The sequence below is a fragment of the Actinoplanes sp. NPDC049548 genome, from assembly GCF_040676695.1.
In the GTDB taxonomy this organism is placed as follows: Bacteria; Actinomycetota; Actinomycetes; order Mycobacteriales; family Micromonosporaceae; genus Actinoplanes.
The window spans coordinates 120,873-138,147 of sequence record NZ_JBFAPM010000007.1 but is presented as its reverse complement, the minus strand read 5'-3'; the positions used below and the strand labels follow the sequence as shown (position 1 = coordinate 138,147).

Genomic DNA, 17,275 nt, shown 5'->3' with positions numbered 1-17,275 from the left:
TGGTTTATTGAGGACATTGAACCCGGCTCTAGTGGCAGAGCGTATTCATGGCTGTAAGGTAAGCGGCACCTCCCCAGGCCGGGATTCCAAGGTAGACCGACGAAAGGTGCGGCCATGCGTATTCGGGGCTTTGCGCCGGGGACACCCTGCTGGGTCGAGCTGGCGAGCGCGGATCCCGCCAGGGCGGCGGAGTTCTATGCGCGGCTCTTCGGCTGGGAACCCGCCGGTGACCGGTTCAAGCTCGAGGGGCGCGCGGTGGCCGGCCTGACGCGCATTCGCGAGGACCGTCCCGCGGGCTGGCTGACCTACCTGACCGAGCACAACCTCGAGGCCTCGATCCTGCGGGTGCGCGAGGCCGGCGGGCGCCTGGTCCACGAGCCTGCCGACGGGCACGGCGGCCGTTCCGCGGTCATCGCCGACCCGGCGGGCGCCGTCCTGGGCATCTGGGAGCCGCGCGGCTTCACCGGTGCGCAGGTGGGCGGCGAGCCCGGCACGATGACCTTCCCCGAGCTGCTCACCGACGACGCGGTGGCCGCGGCCAACTTCTACGGTCAGGCCTTCGGCTGGCTCCTGCGCGACGAGTACGGCAGCGACGGCACCCGCGGCGAGTGGATCACGACCGCGCACGACGCGATGGCGGGTCTCGCACCCAGCCTCGGCGGCAGCTGGTGGCGCGCCGCGTTCCAGGTGGCCGACTGCGTCGAGACGCTCGAGGACGCCCGCGCGTACGGCGCCACCGTCATCTCCGGGGCCCGCGAGATGGGCTTCGGCACGTACGCGGAGCTGCTGGACCCGTGGGGCGTCCCGTTCTCCATCGCAGCGCCCGCGGCGATCCCGATCGAGCTCACCATGTCCTACACGCCGAACTCAGGCATGGAGCTGACGTTCGGCGGGTAGTGGTACGCCTGTTCGAATGATTGTCATCGAGGAGGCGGCACCATGGCGGCGAGCGAGCAGGATCCGGCGTCGAACACGATCAAGGACCCGGCCGACTGGACCACCGGCGACGAGCCGGCCACCGGAGCCCAGCAGTCGTATCTGCACACGCTGGCGTCCGAAGCCCACGAAGAGGTGCCCGAGGACCTGACCAAGGCGGAAGCGTCCCAGCGCATCGACGACCTGCAGGAGAAGACCGGCCGCGGCCGATAGAGATCACCGAGAGGGGCCTGCCACTGTGGCGGGCCCCTCTTTCGCACCCGCCGTGTCAACCGGGGTTGACAGCGGCCATGTGTCAACGTAGGTTGACAGCATGACCGAAGCGACCGATCTCGCCGCCGCCGCGGGCAGCGCCGACCCCCGGGTCGGTCTACGCGCGGTCGTGGCGCTGCGCCGCCTGCTCGAGGGCCTCGAGCACCTGCAGGTGGCCAACGCACGCCGGAAGGGCTGGTCCTGGCAGGAGATCGCGGACGCCCTCGAGGTGACCCGCCAGGGCGTACACAAGAAGCACGCGAACCGCATGCCGATGCAGGACCCACGGGAGGACTGAGATGTTCGAGCGATTCACCCACGCGGCGCGCGAGGTCGTCGTCCGCGCCAAAACCGAGGCCCGCGACCTCGGGCAGACGCCCGTCGACACCGAACACGTGCTGCTGGCGCTGCTCGCCGACCCGGCCGGCTCGGTCGCCTCGGCCCCGGCGCTGCGCGGCAAGGGGATCGACGCCCGGTTCGTCCGGTCCGAGATCGTTCGCCGGGCGGGCACCCGCTCCACCGACCCGGGCGTCGTGGACCCCGACGACGCCGACCGGGAGGCGCTGCGGGCCATCGGCATCGACCTCGACGCCGTCCGCCGGGCGATCGAGGAGAACTTCGGCCCCGGCGCGCTCAACCTGCCCCGGCCCGCGCAGTCGAAGCGCAAAGGGCTGATGCGGCGCTTCTACGGCGGCAGCGGGCACAGCCCGTTCTCCGACCGCAACAAGAAGGTGCTGGAGCTGTCGTTGCGGGAGGCGCTGCGGCTCAAGCACAACTTCATCGCCCCGGAACACATCATGCTGGGCCTGCTGCGGGAGGGCCGCGGGCTCGGCGCCCAGATCCTGGCCGACCGCGAGGTCGACGTCGACGCGTTGCGGGCCGAGCTCACCCGGGCTCTCAACACCGAGGCGGCGTAGGAACACCGCGAGCTGGGTACCGAGGGCGCCATGACGTACCGGGTCGAGTACAACGGCGAGGACCTCGAGGTCGCCACGCTGGATGCCGCCCTCGACAACGCCAAGCACGCGATCGCCGCCGACGTCGGCCCGGTCAGCGGATGGGCCGTCGAGCACGACGAGACGATCAACGACTGGTTCGTCCAGGGCGTCCTGGACGGCGAGGCGGTGGGTGCGACCGCCGTGGTGACCGGCCCCGAGCCGACCATGACCGCCGAGGCACTCCCCCGGCACGCACCCGCCGCCGGGGACACCGCCGCCCGGTGCATGACCTTCACCGGCGCGACGCCCGCCGAGACGCTCGACATGGCGGCCGCCTGGCTCGCCGGCCGCCCCGAGATCCTCGACGTCGACGACCTCGGCTGGCACCTCACCCGCACCGGGTACGAGGCTCGCGTCTACTACCGCGCCTGACCTCCGCCCGGCGCGTACGGGACCATGGAGGGATGGATCTCACCCTCCTCGAGGCCGTGCTCTTCGACATGGACGGCACGCTGGTCGACTCCGACGCGGCCGTCGAACGGGCCTGGCGTACGTGGGCCGCCGAGTACGGCGCCGACCCGGCCGCCGTCCTGGCAGTCGCGCACGGCGCCCCCGCCGAGCGCACTGTCCGGCTGGTGCGCCCCGACCTCGACGACGCCGCGGTGGCGACCGCGGCGACACGGCAGCTCGAGCTGCAGTACGACGATCTCAGCGACGTGGTGGCCACTCCCGGAGCGATCGAGCTGCTGGCCGGCCTGCGGCTGCCCTGGGCCGTCGTGACCAGCGCGGACGTACGGCTGGCGAAGGCACGGCTGGGCGCCGCGGGGATCGACGTACCGGTGCTGGTGACGGTCGAGGACATCAGCCGCGGGAAGCCGGACCCGGAGGGGTATCTGCGCGGCGCCGAGCTGCTGGGCGTACCTCCGGCGCGGTGCCTGGTGGTGGAGGACGCCGAGGTGGGTGTCGCCGCCGGTCGTGCCGCGGGGGCGACCGTCGCCGCCCTGAAAGGCATCGCCGCCGACATCATGATCGAGGACCTGGCCGAGCTGGCCCGCCTGCTGTGAGGTCCGCCTCTGGTATTTCAAATTTTAAGGAGTAGGCTCGGCGGCATGGCCGAACCACTCGACGCCCGGCAGCAGACCTGCTGGCGGGCGTACATCGAGAGCAGCTGGGCGCTGCAGACCCGCCTCGAGGACGACCTGCGGGCGCAGACCGGGCTGAGCATGGCCGACTATCACGTGCTCGTGGTGCTGTCCGAGGCACCGGAGCACCGGCTGCGCATGGGTGAGCTGGCCGGACGCATGGTCTTCTCGCCCAGCCGCGTCACGTACCAGATCACCTCCATGGTCAAACGCGGCCTCGTCCGCAAGCAGAGCTGCCCCGACGACGGCCGCGGCCAGGAGGCGGTCCTCACCGGCGAGGGGATGGCGGCGCTCGTCGCCGCCGCCCCGCTGCACCTGGCCACCGTGCGCGACAGCTTCATCGACGACCTCGACGACGCCGAGATCGCCGTCCTCGCCCGCGTCTTCACCCGGCTCGGCACGCGCCTGCGCCCGGCCACCACCTGAGGGGACCTTCATGCCAGCGATCACCGTCGACGACGTCCTGGTGCTGCCGCGCCTGCCGCGGCTCGACCCGGCCACCACCGCCTACCGGCCGGTTCGCCGGCTGACCACCGCACCCACCGGCTACGAGGGCGAGGGCTTCCCGGTCCGGCGGGCGTTCGCGGGCGTACCCATGCCGGAGCTGGACCCGTTCATCCACCTCGACCAGATGGGCGAGGTCGACTACGCACCCGGTGAGCCGAAGGGCACGCCGTGGCACCCGCATCGTGGCTTCGAGACCGTCACCTACATGATCGACGGCACCATGGACCACCAGGACTCCCTCGGTGGCGGCGGCACGATCACCAACGGCGACACCCAGTGGATGACGGCAGGCGGCGGCATCCTGCACATCGAGGCGCCGCCGGAGCAGCTGGTCATGAGCGGCGGGCTCTTCCACGGCCTGCAGCTCTGGGTCAACCTGCCCCGGGTCGCGAAGATGATCGCCCCCAAGTACCAGGACATCCGCGGCCGGGAGTCGGCCCTGGTGACCACCCCCGACGGAGGCAGCCTGATCCGGGTCATCGCCGGCACGGTCGAAGGCCACGCCGGTCCGGGGTCGACGCACACCCCGATCAACCTCGCCCACGTGACACTGCAGCCCGGCGCCCGGCTCGACCTGCCGTGGCAGCCCGACTACAACGCCCTCGTGTACGTCCTGGCCGGACGTGGCACGGTCGGCGCGGAGCAGCGCCCGATCCGCATCGGCCAGCTCGCCACCCACGGGGCCGGCGACGCCCTCCGGGTGGAGGCGGCGCCGGTGCAGGACTCGAACATCCCAGCGATGGAGCTGTTCATCATGGGCGGGCGACCGATCCGGGAGCCGGTGGCGCACTACGGGCCCTTCGTGATGAACACCCGCGAAGAGCTGATGCAGGCGTTCGAGGACTTCCAGAAGGGCCGGCTGGGCGTCATCCCGGCGGAGCGGCTCCCGCACACGGACTGAGCGCCGGGCTCGCCGGCCGCGGGCGGATCGCTTCGCGCACGCAGCGGTTTTGTCGGTCGTCGCCGATATCCTCCGGGCATGGCTGTGGACATCGGCGAGATGCTTGATCGGCTGCTGACCGAGGGCGCGCACCACTTCGACGACACCCACGACTACCGGCTGACCATGATCCCGGCCGGCCGGGTGAGCCTGCCGACGGGTCACGTCGTCGCTTGCGATCCCCTGAGCGGCCCGGGCGAGACGCCACCCTTCACCGTGACCGTCCCACCCGGCCGCTATCCGCTGCGCGCGTGGGTGGCGGTGGCGTGCCCGGCCTCCTACCACGGCGTGGAGTCGGATCGGCGCACGGCGGCCCTGCAGCTGGTCGTCCGCGACGAGCCGGTGGCCACGTGGGAGCCGGCGCGGCCGGCGCGGACAGGACCGTCCTTTGTCGACGAGGACGGCTTCTTCGCGTACCCGGCGGACTGCGGCACCGCCACGCTCGCCGACCGGCAGGCCCTGGCCGCCCTGCGGGCGTGGCCCTACGAGCGGGTCGAGCGGACGTATCTTCCCGAGCCGAGCCCGCCGGCCCCCGCGGCCCTCGACGCGGTCACCGACCGCGCCACCGGCGCGAACGTCGTTACGGTGTGCACAGGCCCGGACGACGGCGGGTACGCGACCTTCGTCGGCCGGACAGCCGACGGGGAGGTCGCCTCGTTCGTCACGGACTTCCGGGTGCTCTGACGCCTCGGCCCGGGATCAGTTCGGGAAGGAGTTGGGATCGACGTCGCTGGTGGAGGCGTTGCCGCCGATCATCGGGGTGAGGGTGATCGTCCAGATCGACGACGAGTATGACGTGGTCGTGAACTTGAACGTGTCGTCGAACTTGGAGAACGAGCAGTCCCGCGTGAAGCCCTTCCTGCCCGCGTCCCAGTCCTTGCCCGACGCCGTGTAGATCCGGTACGTGCCGTCACGGATCCCCTTCGCCGTGTACGTCCCGCCGCGCCGCACGTAGACGGTGAACACCGGCTTAGGCTTCTTGCCCTTGTTCGGTACCAGCGAGATCGTGGTGTCCGAGGCGCCATTCTTGATCTTCAGGTGGCCCAGGCCGCCGGAGCCGGTGCGCTTGACGTACGTGCCGTTCTTCAGCCGGCGGTTCTGCTCCTTCGGGGCACCCGGCAGGAACGTGCCGAACTTGTAGTCGGCGTCCGCCGCCGCAAGTTTCCGGGCGTCCTCGCGCAGCCCGTCCGCCCAGCCCGACTGCAGGATCGTCGCGTACGGCGAGGCGGCCGGGCACTCCTGCTTGGCGCCCGCGGTCTGCTCCACCATGTCGCCGAGGCTCTCCAGCTCGAGGGCGAGCTGCGTGTGAGCGGCCTCGGCGCCCGCCGGCGGCCGGGTGGAGCGCAGCTTGCCGGCCTCGGCGCGGATCGCACTGGCCGCCGCCGGAGCCGCCTTGGCGAACGCGGCGGTGTCGCCGGTGTTCAGTTTGGCGAAGGGCACCTTGATCGCGCTGTCGGAGGCCGCAAGGAGCTGGGCGTACTGCTCCGGCGTGACCGGTTCGGCGCCGGCCGGCGCGGTCGTCGCCGCCAGGCCGTTGCGCTTGTCCGCCTGCGGGGTGTCGTCATCGTCGCCACCGGAGGCCACCCGGATCACGCCGAAGCAGCCGAGCACGAGGGCGGCCGCGACGACCAGCCCGATGATCGTGTTGCGCCGGCCGGTGGGCGGCGCCGCGGTGGGCGGACCGGCGAAGGCCGGACCCTGCCCGGGCGGGTAACCACCGGGCGGTGGCGGGTAGGCGCCCTGGGGGTATCCGCCGGGCGGTGGCGGGTAAGCGCCCTGAGGATATCCGCCGGGTGCCGGGTAGCCGCCAGGAGCCGGGTAGCCGCCGGCCGCGGGGAAGCCGCCCGCGGGCGGGACGGCCCCGGGCGGTTGTTCACCCGGCGCGGGGAAACCGGAGGCCGGCGCCCCCGAAACCGGCGGCCCTGCGGCCGGAAAAGCCGGAGGAGCGGAAGAAATGGGAGGACCGTAAGGAGCCGGAAAAGGCGGAAACCGAGGATCGGACGGCGCCGCGACGCGGATCGTCACCGCGACCGTGCCGGCCGGCGTCTGTACCCACACCACCGACCCGTCCACCGTGCCCGGGGGCACCGTCACGGTCAGCGGTCCGTGCGTCGGCGTCCATACCACCTTGGTGGCACCGGCTGCCGCCTCACCCGGCGGGACTTCGATCGTTGCGCTGCTGAAAGCCGGCTCCCCCGTCATGCCGACGAGTATGAATGAGCCGGGCCGCGTCGCGCTGCCCGCTTTCTGTCACGAAGAGGTCACCGGTGAAGCGGGTCACAGCCGCATGTCAGGACATCAGGAGCATTGCGCCCACGCCCATGAGCACCATGAGGAGCATCGCGATCAGCAGGCCGCGTTCGGACGAGGCGGCGGCGTCGGTCGGTACGGCGGTCGTGGTCAGAGGCTCGCTGCTCATGGGGGTCCTTCACGAGGGAATGGCTACGGGCTCAGGGTGCGGGCGGGCGTCAAGGGGCCTACCGTGAGAGGGCGTCGTCGACCTCGAAAGGGCTGCCCGTGTCACTGGAGGACTGGTTCCTGACCGCGGACGAACGCGGCAACCCGGACTCACAGATACCCACCTGGACGCGGGGAAACACCGCCGAACCCCTCTTTCACGGCGGAACCTATTTCGACCGTTTGGTGACCGAGGTGGAAACGCTCGGTGACGGCGACTACCTGTTCTTCACCGACTGGCGGGGCGATCCCGACGAGCGGATGCGTGAGGACGGGCCGACCATCGCGGAGCTGTTCGCCGCCGCCGCGAAGCGGGGTGTCGTGGTCAAGGGCTTGCTGTGGCGTTCACACCTGGACAAGCTGGCGTACAGCGAGGAGGAGAACCGGACCCTCAGCGAGGACGTCGAGGCCGCCGGCGGGGAGGTGCTGCTGGACCAGCGGGTACGCCGGGGCGGCTCGCACCACCAGAAGATCGTCATCCTGCGTCACCCCGGGGCGCCCGAGCGGGACATCGCGTTCTCCGGGGGGATCGACCTGTGCCACAGCCGGCGCGACGACGCCGACCATCGGGGCGATCCGCAGGCGGTCGCCATGGCCGGGGCGTATGGGAAGAACCCGCCATGGCACGACGTACAGCAGGCCCTGCGCGGTCCGGTGGTCGGCGCGCTGGATCTCTCGTTCCGGGAGCGGTGGAACGATCCGACGCCCCTGGACCAGCATGGCCCGATCAGCACGGTGACCGACAAGCTGCGCCACGCCGACCTGCGGGCCGACCGACTCCCGCCCCAGCCACCCGATCCGCCGGAGTGCGGGCCGCACGACATCCAGGTGCTGCGGACCTATCCCGCCATGCGCCCGCCGTACGGTTTCGCGAAGCTCGGTGAGCAGACCGTCGCGCGCGGTTACACCAAGGCGATCAAGCGGGCCCGGCGCCTCATCTACCTCGAGGACCAGTACCTGTGGTCCAAGGAGGTGGCGCAGCTGTTCGCGGACGCGCTCAACGCCAACTCGCAGCTGCACCTGATCGCGGTGGTGCCCCGCCACCCGGACGTGGACGGCCGGTTCTCGCTGCCACCCAACCAGGTCGGGCGGGCGGAGGCGATCTCGCTGTGCCGCAAGGCCGCGCCGGACCGGGTGCACGTGTTCGACGTCGAGAACCATGAAGGTACGCCGGTCTACGTGCACGCGAAGGTCTGCGTCGTGGACGACGTGTGGGCCAGCGTGGGCAGCGACAACTTCAACCGTCGTTCGTGGACACACGACAGCGAGCTTTCATGCGCGGTGCTGGACCGGACCCGGGACGAGCGCAAGCCCCTCGACCCGGCCGGGCTGGGCGACGGCGCCCGCGTCTACGCCCGGAACCTGCGGCTCCAGCTCCTGCGCGAGCACCTCGACCGTGATTCCGACGACGGCTTGATCGACCCCGAGGACACCGTCCGGGCCGTGCGGGAAGCGGCGGACACCCTGCGTGACTGGCACCGTAACGGGCAACGGGGTCCGCGCCCGCCGGGCCGCCTGGTGCCCCACGAGACCGAGCAGCTCCCGTGGCACCAGCGGCTCTGGGCCGTACCGATGTATCGCCTGGTCTACGACCCGGACGGCCGCCCGTGGCGGGCCCGCCGCAAGGGCGCGTGGTAGTGCTGGGTATACCCCCGGAACTATCCGTGGGCGGCTGGGAACGCCCGGGCAGCGCACCTAGCGTGACGGTGTGTCCACCAACGATGCTCCGCTGCGCGCCCTCCTGCACCGCCGCTACCTGCTCTCGGCCGGTCCCTGGCGGGCCTTCGTCTACGTCCTGACCACCCTGCCCGTCGCGGCACCGGTCGCCACGGTGATGACCCTGCTGGTCCTGCCCTGGGTCGCCGCGCTGTCCCGGCTGACCACGCACGCCATGCCGACCGGCGACGCGCTGTTCTTCATGCTCGTGTCGCTCGTGCTCTTCGCGGGCTTCGGGCCGCTGTTCGCCATCCCGCTGGGAGCGGTCGACCGGGCCCGGCTCGCATTGATGGATCCACGCCCGCTGCCCTCGCCGCACCCGCCCGTCCCCACCGAGCCGTTCGCCTGGGTGCGGGCCCGCTACGCGGAGACGGCCACCTGGCGGGAGCTGCTGTATGCGGCGTTCCTCGGCCTGGTCGTGCCCGTCGTCTACTTCGGTTACGGGCTGCTGGTCATCCTCGACATCGCGTTCGTGGTGAGCCCGCTGTTCGCCCGTACCGGCACCGCCGAATGGACGTTCGGGGCGTTCACGGTGCACTCGTCGGGTGAGGCTGTGCCGCTCGCGATCCTGGGTGTCGTGCTCGCCCCCGTACTGGCCTATCTGCTCGGTGTGATCGCGGCCAGTCAGGCCACCGTCACGCGGGCGCTGCTGGGTGACCGGACCGGGGCCGCCCTGCGGGAGGTGGCGCAGTCGCGGGCCCGGCTCGTCGACGCCTTCGACCTGGAACGGCGGCGTATCGAGCGGGATTTGCACGACGGCGCCCAGCACCGGTTGACCAGCCTCACCCTGCAGCTGGGGATGGCGCGCCTCGACGTGCCGGACGACTCCCCCGCCGCCGCGCCGCTCGGCCAGGCCCACGACCAGGCGAAGGAGCTGATGGTCGTGCTCCGCGACCTGATCTACGGGATCCGGCCGCAGGAGCTGACCGACCTGGGCCTGCCCGCGGCGCTGCGCGAGCTGGCCGGCCGGTCGCCACTTCCGGTCGCCGTGACGGTCGCGGACGGCGTCCCGCGGCCTTCCGAGCAGATCGAGGGTACGGCGTACTTCGCGGCCTCCGAAGCCCTCGTGAACGTGGTGAAGCACGCCCACGCGGCCCGCGCCGACGTGCTGCTCGCCCGGGCCGGCGACGTCCTGGTGCTGGAGGTGCGTGACGACGGCCGAGGCGGTGCAAACCCCGCCGGAGGCTCCGGCCTGACCGGGCTGGCCGACCGGGTCGCGGCGGTCGGCGGGCGGCTGCTGCTGGCCAGCCCCGAGGGCGGTCCGACGCTGGTCCGGGTCGAGCTGCCGTGCCGGCCGTGACGCGAGTGGTCCTCGCCGAGGACGGGGTGCTGCTCCGCGAGGGTTTGACCGGCGTGCTGACCCGCTTCGGCTTCGAGGTGGTGGCCGCGGTCGGCGACGCGGACGAACTGGTCGCGGTGGTCGCCGCCCACCGGCCCGACCTGGTGGTCACCGACATCCGCATGCCGCCGGGCTTCCGCGACGAGGGTCTGCGCGCGGCCGTCGCGCTTCGCCGGGTACGCCCGGAGCTGCCGGTCGTGGTGCTCAGCCAGTACGTCCAGGACGACTACGCGGCGGCACTGCTGGACAGCGGCCGCGGGTCGGGTGTCGGCTACCTCCTCAAGGACCGGATCGTCGACGTGCAGGACTTCGTGGCGGCGCTGCGTACGGTGGCGGGCGGCGGCACGGTGGTCGACCCGGAGGTGGTCCGCCGGCTGCTGCGCCGCCCGAGGGACCCGCTCGCCGCGCTGTCCGCCCGGGAGCGGGAGGTGCTGGCGCTGGTCGCGGAGGGCCACTCCAACTCGGCGATAGCGGCCCGGCTGTTCGTGACCGAGGCGGCGGTCGGCAAGCACGTGGGCAACATACTGGCGAAGCTGGACCTGCCCCCGGCCGAGGACACGAACCGCCGCGTGCTCGCGGTGCTCGCCTTTCTGCGCGCGGACGGGCCATAACAGTTTTCGGCGAATTCTGGACGACCGGACAGTCGTTCTTTTCTTTGTTTTAAGTGCCTGTCGGGCGCGAGGCTGGCCTGCCTAGCATTCCGACTCATGTCGTCTTCCGCGTACCGCGAACCCTCGTCGCGCCAGGGCCGCCATGCCCGGCGCAGACGAGGCCTGGCCGTCGGCGGCGCGGGTGCGGCGGTCGTCCTGATCGCCGCGGTGGCACTGTCGGTCAGCCGCACCGACGCCTCCGCCTCCCGGCAGCGGCCGGTCGCTGCCGCCTCCGTTTCCCCGTCCGCTTCCCCGTCCCCTGCGCCATCCATTTCTCCGGCCGTTTCGCCTTCCGCTCCGGTTTCTCGCCCCGCCTCCGCCGCCGCTCCACAAAAGGCGCCCAAGCCCGGCTGGGTGCTGGTCGACCCGGCAGCCTGGAATGCTCAGATCGCGAAGTACAAAGCCACGAAGGCGCAGCCCCCGGGCACGGCGGGCAACCTGCCGGAGTTCCGGGCCGACTGCCGGTACAGCCACCGCAAGCCCGACGATCCGATCGTCGCCCCTGGCCTGCCGGGTGCCTCGCACATGCATGACTTCGTCGGCAACAAGGCCGTCGACGCGCACACCGGAGCCGGCGACCTGATGGCGTTCACGGCCACCACCTGCAAGCCGGTCGTGGACCACTCCGCCTACTGGGTGCCGACGCTGTACGAGGCCGCGACCCGCAAGCCGGTCGAGACCACCGGCTTCCGCGTCTACTACCGCTCGATCCGGAAGAACTCGAACGGCGTCCTGCCGGCACCCAACGGCCTGCGCATGATCGCCGGCGACGCCAAGAAGAAGCAGCCGACTCCGCGCGGCGCGCAGGGCCAGTTCTTCTGCGCCTTCTACGGCCCGGGCGACATCAACGGCTACGCCCGCAGCGACAACGGCAACTGGCCGATCTGCGCGAAACCGGCGACCCTGCACTTCATCCTGCAGTTCCAGGACTGCTGGGACGGAAAGCACCTCGACAGCCCCGACCACAAGGCGCACATGGCGTTCGGCACCGACGAGGGCTGCCCGCGCAGTCATCCGGTGCGCATCCCGGCGCTGACCTTCGACATCGCGTACGGCGCCAAGGGCACGAAGGCGGGCTACTACCTCTCCTCCGACCCGGTGGGCAGGAGCGCCTCGTCGATGCACGGCGACGCGTTCGTGATGTGGGACGTCGATCAGATGAACCAGCGGGTCAGGAACTGCATCGCCCAGCGCCGGACATGCAACAACGACGGCTACGACCCGTTCTCTTACTGAGGACTTGCCGTCACCTATCGATTTACGATAGATTTCCATCGCAACTCGATGGAAGGATTGGCCATGGGAAAGCTGACTGTGCTGGCACTGCGAGCGGTGCTCGTGGTGGTGCTCGCCGGCACCCTGTTCGTCCAGGCGTCGATGCTGTGGCTGCTGGTCAGCGGAAACGACCCGGAGGACGGGTCGCTCCCGCTCACTCCGCTGCGAGTGATCACGGTTCTGGGCATCGTGTCCGTCCAGGTCGCTGTGGTCTGCGTATGGCGGCTGGTGACGATGGTGCGACGCGGAACCGTGTTCTCCCACGCCGCCTTCCGGTACGTGGACGTGATGATCGGTGCGATCGTGGCGGCCGCCCTCGTGTGGTTCGCCGTCACGGCCCTCAACGCGCCGGGCCAGCGGGAGGACCCGGGCGTCACCCTCATCATGGGCGGCGTCGGCGTGGCCATCCTCGGGGTCGCCCTCATCGTGCTCGTCCTGCGGATGCTGCTCGCCCAGGCCGTCGCCCGCGACGTCGAGGCGACGCGTATGCAGGCCGAGCTCAACGAGGTGATCTGATGCCGATCGCCGTCGACATCGACGTGATGCTGGCCAGGCGGAAGATGTCGGTGGGCGAGCTCGCGGACCGCGTGGGGATCACGCCCGCGAACCTGGCAGTGCTGAAGAACGGCCGCGCCAAGGCGGTGCGCTTCACGACGCTGGCGGCCCTGTGCGAGGTGCTCGAGTGCCAGCCGGGTGACCTGCTGCGCTGGGAAGCCGACGAAGCCGAGGCGTCGGCCCGGCCCGGCGCGGAGGACGCGGCATAGGGCACGGCGAGAAGACCCGCCGGTGACCTACCGCGCGAGCTCCCAGGCGGCCGGGCACCAGATCGGGGTGTCGGGGTCGCCGGCCCGCTCGAGGGTGATGCGCCAGGCCTGCATCGGCGGGCGGTTCGCGGCGTCCCAGCGGTCGAGCACCTCGACGGCCTCCGCCGTGTAGCGCTGCGCCCCGCCGCCGCCCGCCATGACGGAGCCGTCGGGGAGGATGGCCGCTCCGCCCGTACCCGTCTCGTCCAGGAGGGTGAGGGTGCTGCCGTCGCGTCCGGGCAGGGCCGCCTGGGTGGCGCGGGTGTGCCAGACGCCGGCGGCGTACCAGAGATCGCGGTACTCGTACGGGTCCAGCGGTTGCTCCCACCGGGCGGGTGCGGTCTCGGCGAAGGTGGCAAGGCTCTCCGCCGGCACCGGGTGCGGGTGCGCGCGGGCGTGCTGCGCGGTCAGCGGGCCGGCCGCGGTCATGAAGCCCGAGGGGCAGACGACCGTGGCCGTGACCGGGCCGTCCATGGTGCCCCGGACGGCGAGGACGGGATGGGTGCCGGCGTGCTCGACGGGCACCACGATCGGGCCAGGGCCGGTCTGCTGCAGCCAGTGCGGGGAGACGCCCGCCACGCCGACCGTCACGATCGCCCGGTCGAAGCGCTGCCCCGGCGCACCCGCGTAGCCGTCGCCCGCGATCACCCGTACCTTCTCGACTCCGGCCCGGGTGAGGGCCGCGCGGGCCCGGTCCGCGACGTCGGCCTGCACGTCGATGCTCGTCACCTCGGCGCCGACCGCACTGAGCAGGGCGGCGTTGTAGCCGGTCCCGGCGCCGATCTCGAGGACCCGGTGGCCGGCGCTCACGTCGAGCGCGGACAGCATGACGGCCATCAGCGAGGGCTGGCTGGAGGAGCTGACCGGGGTCCTGCCGTGGACCTTCGTGACCAGCACCTCGTCCTGGTAGACCGTCTCCAGGAACCCGGCGGTGCCCGGCTCGGCCCACGTGCCGTCGCGCCGCTGGAAGCCGTCGGCCACGAAGATCTCGCGCGGCACGCTGGCGAAAGCCGCGGCGAGCTCCGGCGTCAACGGCGCACCGTGGCGCCGGAGCTGCTCGACGAAGCGGCGCCGCAGATCGGTCACCGATCCACCGTAGGCCGTGACACGCTCTCCGGCAGGCGGGCGGCCTCGACGGCGGCGGCCAGCCGTTCCGGGACGTCGGCCTGGTGGTACGGCCGCTCCGAATACTCGATGTGGTCCAGGAACTCCTGGTAGACGGCTGCCGAGCGAAGCGCGGCCACCGGCCGGATCAGCGCGGCCGCCGTCTCCGGGTCGCTGTCCGGTGCCGTCTCGCGCCACCGGTGCGCCCACTCGCCGATCAGCCCGACGGCCTCCGGCTCCGGCAGTCCCTCGGTCAGCCGCAGGATGTCGAACGCCGGATGGGTCACGGTGGCATCGCCCCAGTCGACGATCACCCGGTCCGCACCCGCCGACCGGACGTTGCCCGGATGCAGGTCGCCGTGCACGAGCGTGTCGGGCAGACCGCACGCGTCGATGGCGGCGAGCCGCGCGGGCAGCTCCTCCAACACGGCCTGCAGCCCGTCCACTGTGTCCAGCCACGGTGCCGCCACCCGAGCGAAACGGCCGTAGCTCAGCCGCCGGTCCGGCACCCCGGCCGCGAACAGCTCGCTCGTCCGGGTGACGAAATGCTCCTGGACGGGGTGGAAGTCCCGGGCGACCTCCGCACAGAACGGCGTGTCGGCGCCGTAACGGTCCTCCCCCGGCACATGCGCCAGCAGCGTGCGACCCTCGTCGCCGCTCGCCAGCACCGTGGGCACCAGCCCCGGCACCACCGCATCGACCAGCCGCAGCACCGCCGCCTCGTGCCGGAAGAAGGACGGCACCTGCTTCAGCCAGGCCACCGGCGCGCCGCCGGCCTCCAGGCGCCAGATCGCCGACAGGTTCCACGTGCGGTGCTGCACGGCGACGACGTCGTCGCGCCCCAGCGCCTCGGCGGCCCAGCGCAGCGAGGCGGCCGGTCCGCCGGGCACCGCCCAGGGCGCACGCAGCGGCGCCGGGCTCCCGTCGAGACATGCCGGTTGCAGCGGCGCGCTGACCGTGCCGTGGGTCTGCGCGAGGTAGGTGACGGCTCCGCCCGGCGGCGCGGCCCGCGCGGCCGACACCAGGCGAAGGACCGTCACCTCGACCCCGTGAAGCGCACGAGCCGCCGCGACGACGTCCGCCACCTCCGGCCACCACGGCACCTCGACGTCGAAGGGCGGCAACGCGCCGAGCACTTCACCGGCGGCGTCGACGAGCACGAGAGTCACAGTCCTTCCCACCCGAGGAACCGTAACGTGCGTGGCGCCTTCGCGTCGGACCCCTGTGGACAAGCTAGGGACGCACCGGATAGGTCAGGTGGGTGACGCCCCGGCCGGCCACGACCTTCGGGTCGCCGAGGCGTACGGGATGCTTGGCCAGCCCGGAGAAGAACGGGATGCCGCTGCCCAGCAGCACGGGCACCAGCGACACCACGATCTCGTCGAGCAGGCCGGCGTCGAGGTACTGCCGGGTCAGCGTCGGCGTGGAGACCGCCACGATCCGGTTCCCCGCGACCTTCTTCGCCGCTTCCAGCGCGGCGATCGCGTCGGTGTGGAACGTGGTGTCGGAATCCGGACGCGGCCATCCCTCGGGCACCGAGTGACTCACGACGAAGACCGGCACGCCCAGCGGATGCCGGCCGCCCCAGCCCTCGGTCTGGTCGAAGATCCGGCGCCCGGCGAGCAGTGCGCCCACCCCACCGGTCAACGCGGGCCGCAGGTGCTCGGCACTGGCCTCGGAGACCTTGAACGAGAATCCGGGAACGGCGGTCGGCACCTCGACGTCGCCGTTGCCGTACCAGCCGAAGAGCTCGTCGGTGCGATCCTGCGGGTCCGCGATGAACCCGTCCAGCGACATCGACATGTCCGCGACGACCTTGGCCATGACCCTCACTCCTTCGTCCGGGGAAACGCTTGCGTCCTTGAGTCGGAGCCACCCGCCGGCTCTCGACATCTAGGCTGCGATTCATGTCCGACCGTGTCGCAGCGATCGCAGCGGCCGTGACCTCCCGCGAGCCGATCAACGGCATCCGCATCGTCGGCATCGACGGCCCCAGCGGATCGGGCAAGAGCCACCTCGCCCGCCCGCTCGGCGAGCTGCTCTCCGCACCGATCATCGAGATCGACGACTTCGCCTCGTGGGAGAGCTTCGCCGGCTGGTGGCCCCGCTTCGACGCCCAGGTCCTCACGCCGCTGCTCGCCGGCGAGGACGCCGTCTACCAGGCGAGGGACTGGAACGACTGGTACGGCTCGTCCCTCGGCGAGTGGAAGCGACAGCCCTGGGCCCCGGCGATCATCATCGAGGGCGTCACCTGCACCCGCCGCGAGACGGTCGGCCGGCTGGCGTACGCCGCCTGGGTGGAGGCGCCCGCATCGTTGCGACTGGCCCGCGGCCTCGAACGCGACCGGGCCTTCGCCGGCGCGGACCGGCTGTGGCGCCGCTGGATGACCGAAGAGGAGCGGTTCTTCGCCGCCGACGGCACCCGGGAACGCGCCGACATCATCGTCGGCACAGGACCATGAGGTATGCCGGACGCTCCTCCAGCGCGGACCGGGGCTGACGGGACTCGAGCAGGAAGTTCTCGGCCGCCCGCTCGCCGAGCTCCGCCCGAAGCTCATCCGCGTGGGACTGCCACAGCGCGAACAACCGCAGCCAGAACTCGTGATGGTTCTCGTTGAGGAGCAGCTGTTCGACCTCCAGCCCGGCACCGGCCGCCATCGACTCCCAGCTGTCCGCGCCGGCCGGCTGCTCGCGTACCGTCAGCACGAACCTGCCCCCGGGCTTGAGGATGCGACGCGCCTCGCGGAACGCGGCAGGCCGGTCCGGGGCGAACGGCAGCGCGTCGACGCTGACGATTCCGTCGGCGTAGTCGGCGGGAAGTCCCGTCTTCGCGAACGTGCCCTGCCGGAATTCCGCCTGCCCCGGCGCGACGAAGTCGGCGGACCGCTGGGACGCCAGCTCCACCGCCACGGCGCTGAAGTCGATGCCGGTCAGCCGGGCCGACAGCGCCCGCGCCAGCCACAGGCCCGGACCGCCGCGGCCACACCCCAGGTCGACCAGGCGCCCACCGGGTCGCAGGCGCAGGGTCGCCACGATGTTTCCGAGCATCCACCAGGAGCAGGCGCTGAACGGTTCGACACCGTGGGGGTAGTCGTCGCCCATCGCCTGCGCCCAGAGGCGCTGCATCAGAGGGCTGGCCTGCACCCCCGCGTGCGCCGCGTCGTAGTCATCGACCGCGATCCCGACCTTCTTCTCATCCGTCACGGCACCCATTCT

22 protein-coding genes are annotated in these 17,275 nt (G+C 71.8%); 16 read left to right on the top strand and 6 right to left on the bottom strand.

Annotated elements, in window-relative coordinates:
- Positions 1–114: 114 nt before the first annotated feature.
- From AB0J80_RS16215 to AB0J80_RS16175, 9 genes are all read left to right on the top strand, one after another.
- On the top strand, positions 115–897 hold the full coding sequence (locus AB0J80_RS16215; protein WP_364705290.1) for a VOC family protein: 783 nt from the start codon (positions 115–117) through the stop codon (positions 895–897).
- 42 nt (positions 898–939) lie between these two features.
- Entirely contained in the window at positions 940–1,149 is a 210-nt protein-coding gene (locus tag AB0J80_RS16210; RefSeq protein WP_364705288.1) for a DUF3072 domain-containing protein, read from the top strand.
- Positions 1,150–1,249: 100 nt separating this feature from the next.
- Positions 1,250–1,486 carry a helix-turn-helix domain-containing protein gene (locus AB0J80_RS16205; RefSeq protein ID WP_364705286.1) on the top strand — a complete coding sequence of 79 codons (237 nt, stop codon included), beginning with the start codon at positions 1,250–1,252 and terminating at the stop codon, positions 1,484–1,486.
- A 1-nt stretch (position 1,487) separates the two neighbouring features.
- On the top strand, positions 1,488–2,105 hold the full coding sequence (locus AB0J80_RS16200) for a Clp protease N-terminal domain-containing protein (protein ID WP_364705284.1): 618 nt from the start codon (positions 1,488–1,490) through the stop codon (positions 2,103–2,105).
- Positions 2,106–2,135: 30 nt separating this feature from the next.
- On the top strand, positions 2,136–2,558 hold the full coding sequence (locus tag AB0J80_RS16195; protein ID WP_364705282.1) for a hypothetical protein: 423 nt from the start codon (positions 2,136–2,138) through the stop codon (positions 2,556–2,558).
- A 32-nt stretch (positions 2,559–2,590) separates the two neighbouring features.
- Positions 2,591–3,190 carry an HAD-IA family hydrolase gene (locus AB0J80_RS16190; RefSeq protein WP_364705280.1) on the top strand — a complete coding sequence of 200 codons (600 nt, stop codon included), beginning with the start codon at positions 2,591–2,593 and terminating at the stop codon, positions 3,188–3,190.
- A gap of 45 nt (positions 3,191–3,235) precedes the next feature.
- Positions 3,236–3,694: a MarR family transcriptional regulator gene (locus tag AB0J80_RS16185; RefSeq protein WP_364705278.1), complete on the top strand. Its 459-nt coding sequence runs from the start codon at positions 3,236–3,238 to the stop codon at positions 3,692–3,694.
- Positions 3,695–3,704: 10 nt separating this feature from the next.
- The gene (locus tag AB0J80_RS16180; RefSeq protein WP_364705277.1) at positions 3,705–4,676 is read left to right on the top strand and encodes a pirin family protein; all 972 of its coding nucleotides are present in this window, start codon (positions 3,705–3,707) and stop codon (positions 4,674–4,676) included.
- Positions 4,677–4,754: 78 nt separating this feature from the next.
- The gene (locus AB0J80_RS16175; RefSeq protein ID WP_364705275.1) at positions 4,755–5,399 is read left to right on the top strand and encodes a DUF4241 domain-containing protein; all 645 of its coding nucleotides are present in this window, start codon (positions 4,755–4,757) and stop codon (positions 5,397–5,399) included.
- 15 nt (positions 5,400–5,414) lie between these two features.
- Here AB0J80_RS16175 and AB0J80_RS16170 read toward each other — a convergent pair whose 3' ends face one another.
- Both AB0J80_RS16170 and AB0J80_RS16165 read right to left on the bottom strand, forming a co-directional pair.
- Positions 5,415–6,917 carry a hypothetical protein gene (locus AB0J80_RS16170; protein ID WP_364705273.1) on the bottom strand — a complete coding sequence of 501 codons (1,503 nt, stop codon included), beginning with the start codon at positions 6,915–6,917 and terminating at the stop codon, positions 5,415–5,417.
- 88 nt (positions 6,918–7,005) lie between these two features.
- Entirely contained in the window at positions 7,006–7,134 is a 129-nt protein-coding gene (locus AB0J80_RS16165; RefSeq protein WP_364705271.1) for a hypothetical protein, read from the bottom strand.
- A gap of 98 nt (positions 7,135–7,232) precedes the next feature.
- Here AB0J80_RS16165 and AB0J80_RS16160 point away from each other — a divergent pair, with 98 nt between their 5' ends.
- The 6 genes from AB0J80_RS16160 (at position 7,233) to AB0J80_RS16135 (ending at position 12,916) form a co-directional block, all read left to right on the top strand.
- Positions 7,233–8,810, top strand: coding sequence for a phospholipase D-like domain-containing protein (locus AB0J80_RS16160; RefSeq protein WP_364705270.1), 1,578 nt, complete (start codon positions 7,233–7,235; stop codon positions 8,808–8,810).
- Between the two features lie 70 nt (positions 8,811–8,880).
- Complete coding sequence (locus AB0J80_RS16155; RefSeq protein ID WP_364705268.1) at positions 8,881–10,188, top strand: sensor domain-containing protein; 1,308 nt, start codon at positions 8,881–8,883, stop codon at positions 10,186–10,188.
- Positions 10,176–10,838 (top strand): response regulator transcription factor, encoded by a 663-nt coding sequence (locus tag AB0J80_RS16150; RefSeq protein WP_364705267.1) that lies wholly within the window; start codon positions 10,176–10,178, stop codon positions 10,836–10,838. Before AB0J80_RS16155 ends, AB0J80_RS16150 begins: the two co-directional genes overlap by 13 nt.
- A 96-nt stretch (positions 10,839–10,934) precedes the next feature.
- Positions 10,935–12,113, top strand: coding sequence for a DUF1996 domain-containing protein (locus AB0J80_RS16145; protein ID WP_364705265.1), 1,179 nt, complete (start codon positions 10,935–10,937; stop codon positions 12,111–12,113).
- 63 nt (positions 12,114–12,176) lie between these two features.
- Entirely contained in the window at positions 12,177–12,668 is a 492-nt protein-coding gene (locus AB0J80_RS16140) for a DUF2975 domain-containing protein (RefSeq protein WP_364705263.1), read from the top strand.
- Positions 12,668–12,916 (top strand): helix-turn-helix transcriptional regulator, encoded by a 249-nt coding sequence (locus AB0J80_RS16135; RefSeq protein ID WP_364705262.1) that lies wholly within the window; start codon positions 12,668–12,670, stop codon positions 12,914–12,916. The genes AB0J80_RS16140 and AB0J80_RS16135 overlap by 1 nt, the downstream gene beginning before the upstream one ends.
- Before the next feature lie 27 nt (positions 12,917–12,943).
- On the opposite strand, the gene AB0J80_RS16130 is transcribed toward AB0J80_RS16135, so the two are convergent.
- From AB0J80_RS16130 to AB0J80_RS16120, 3 genes are read right to left on the bottom strand one after another with little or no spacing between them, the layout of a single operon-like run.
- Complete coding sequence (locus tag AB0J80_RS16130) at positions 12,944–14,041, bottom strand: methyltransferase domain-containing protein (protein WP_364705261.1); 1,098 nt, start codon at positions 14,039–14,041, stop codon at positions 12,944–12,946.
- A complete protein-coding gene (locus tag AB0J80_RS16125) occupies positions 14,038–15,240 on the bottom strand; it encodes an aminoglycoside phosphotransferase family protein (RefSeq protein WP_364705258.1) in 1,203 nt (400 codons plus the stop codon). Before AB0J80_RS16125 ends, AB0J80_RS16130 begins: the two co-directional genes overlap by 4 nt.
- Before the next feature lie 52 nt (positions 15,241–15,292).
- On the bottom strand, positions 15,293–15,883 hold the full coding sequence (locus AB0J80_RS16120; RefSeq protein WP_364705256.1) for a dihydrofolate reductase family protein: 591 nt from the start codon (positions 15,881–15,883) through the stop codon (positions 15,293–15,295).
- Between the two features lie 83 nt (positions 15,884–15,966).
- Between AB0J80_RS16120 and AB0J80_RS16115 the strand changes: the two genes are divergently transcribed.
- Complete coding sequence (locus tag AB0J80_RS16115) at positions 15,967–16,521, top strand: hypothetical protein (RefSeq protein WP_364705254.1); 555 nt, start codon at positions 15,967–15,969, stop codon at positions 16,519–16,521.
- Here the strand turns inward: AB0J80_RS16115 and AB0J80_RS16110 are convergent.
- Entirely contained in the window at positions 16,499–17,263 is a 765-nt protein-coding gene (locus tag AB0J80_RS16110; RefSeq protein WP_364705252.1) for a methyltransferase domain-containing protein, read from the bottom strand. The genes AB0J80_RS16115 and AB0J80_RS16110 overlap by 23 nt on opposite strands.
- Between the last annotated feature and the right edge of the window lie 12 nt (positions 17,264–17,275).

Coding starts and splice junctions, on each gene's coding strand:
- AB0J80_RS16140 (WP_364705263.1), top strand. CDS start 12,177: ATGGGAAAGCTGACTGTGCTGGCACTGCGAGCGGTGCTCGTGGTGGTG.
- AB0J80_RS16200 (WP_364705284.1), top strand. CDS start 1,488: ATGTTCGAGCGATTCACCCACGCGGCGCGCGAGGTCGTCGTCCGCGCC.
- AB0J80_RS16185 (WP_364705278.1), top strand. CDS start 3,236: ATGGCCGAACCACTCGACGCCCGGCAGCAGACCTGCTGGCGGGCGTAC.
- AB0J80_RS16210 (WP_364705288.1), top strand. CDS start 940: ATGGCGGCGAGCGAGCAGGATCCGGCGTCGAACACGATCAAGGACCCG.
- AB0J80_RS16215 (WP_364705290.1), top strand. CDS start 115: ATGCGTATTCGGGGCTTTGCGCCGGGGACACCCTGCTGGGTCGAGCTG.
- AB0J80_RS16180 (WP_364705277.1), top strand. CDS start 3,705: ATGCCAGCGATCACCGTCGACGACGTCCTGGTGCTGCCGCGCCTGCCG.
- AB0J80_RS16170 (WP_364705273.1), bottom strand. CDS start 6,917: ATGACGGGGGAGCCGGCTTTCAGCAGCGCAACGATCGAAGTCCCGCCG.
- AB0J80_RS16115 (WP_364705254.1), top strand. CDS start 15,967: ATGTCCGACCGTGTCGCAGCGATCGCAGCGGCCGTGACCTCCCGCGAG.
- AB0J80_RS16175 (WP_364705275.1), top strand. CDS start 4,755: ATGGCTGTGGACATCGGCGAGATGCTTGATCGGCTGCTGACCGAGGGC.
- AB0J80_RS16205 (WP_364705286.1), top strand. CDS start 1,250: ATGACCGAAGCGACCGATCTCGCCGCCGCCGCGGGCAGCGCCGACCCC.
- AB0J80_RS16195 (WP_364705282.1), top strand. CDS start 2,136: ATGACGTACCGGGTCGAGTACAACGGCGAGGACCTCGAGGTCGCCACG.
- AB0J80_RS16165 (WP_364705271.1), bottom strand. CDS start 7,134: ATGAGCAGCGAGCCTCTGACCACGACCGCCGTACCGACCGACGCCGCC.
- AB0J80_RS16145 (WP_364705265.1), top strand. CDS start 10,935: ATGTCGTCTTCCGCGTACCGCGAACCCTCGTCGCGCCAGGGCCGCCAT.
- AB0J80_RS16135 (WP_364705262.1), top strand. CDS start 12,668: ATGCCGATCGCCGTCGACATCGACGTGATGCTGGCCAGGCGGAAGATG.
- AB0J80_RS16120 (WP_364705256.1), bottom strand. CDS start 15,883: ATGGCCAAGGTCGTCGCGGACATGTCGATGTCGCTGGACGGGTTCATC.
- AB0J80_RS16190 (WP_364705280.1), top strand. CDS start 2,591: ATGGATCTCACCCTCCTCGAGGCCGTGCTCTTCGACATGGACGGCACG.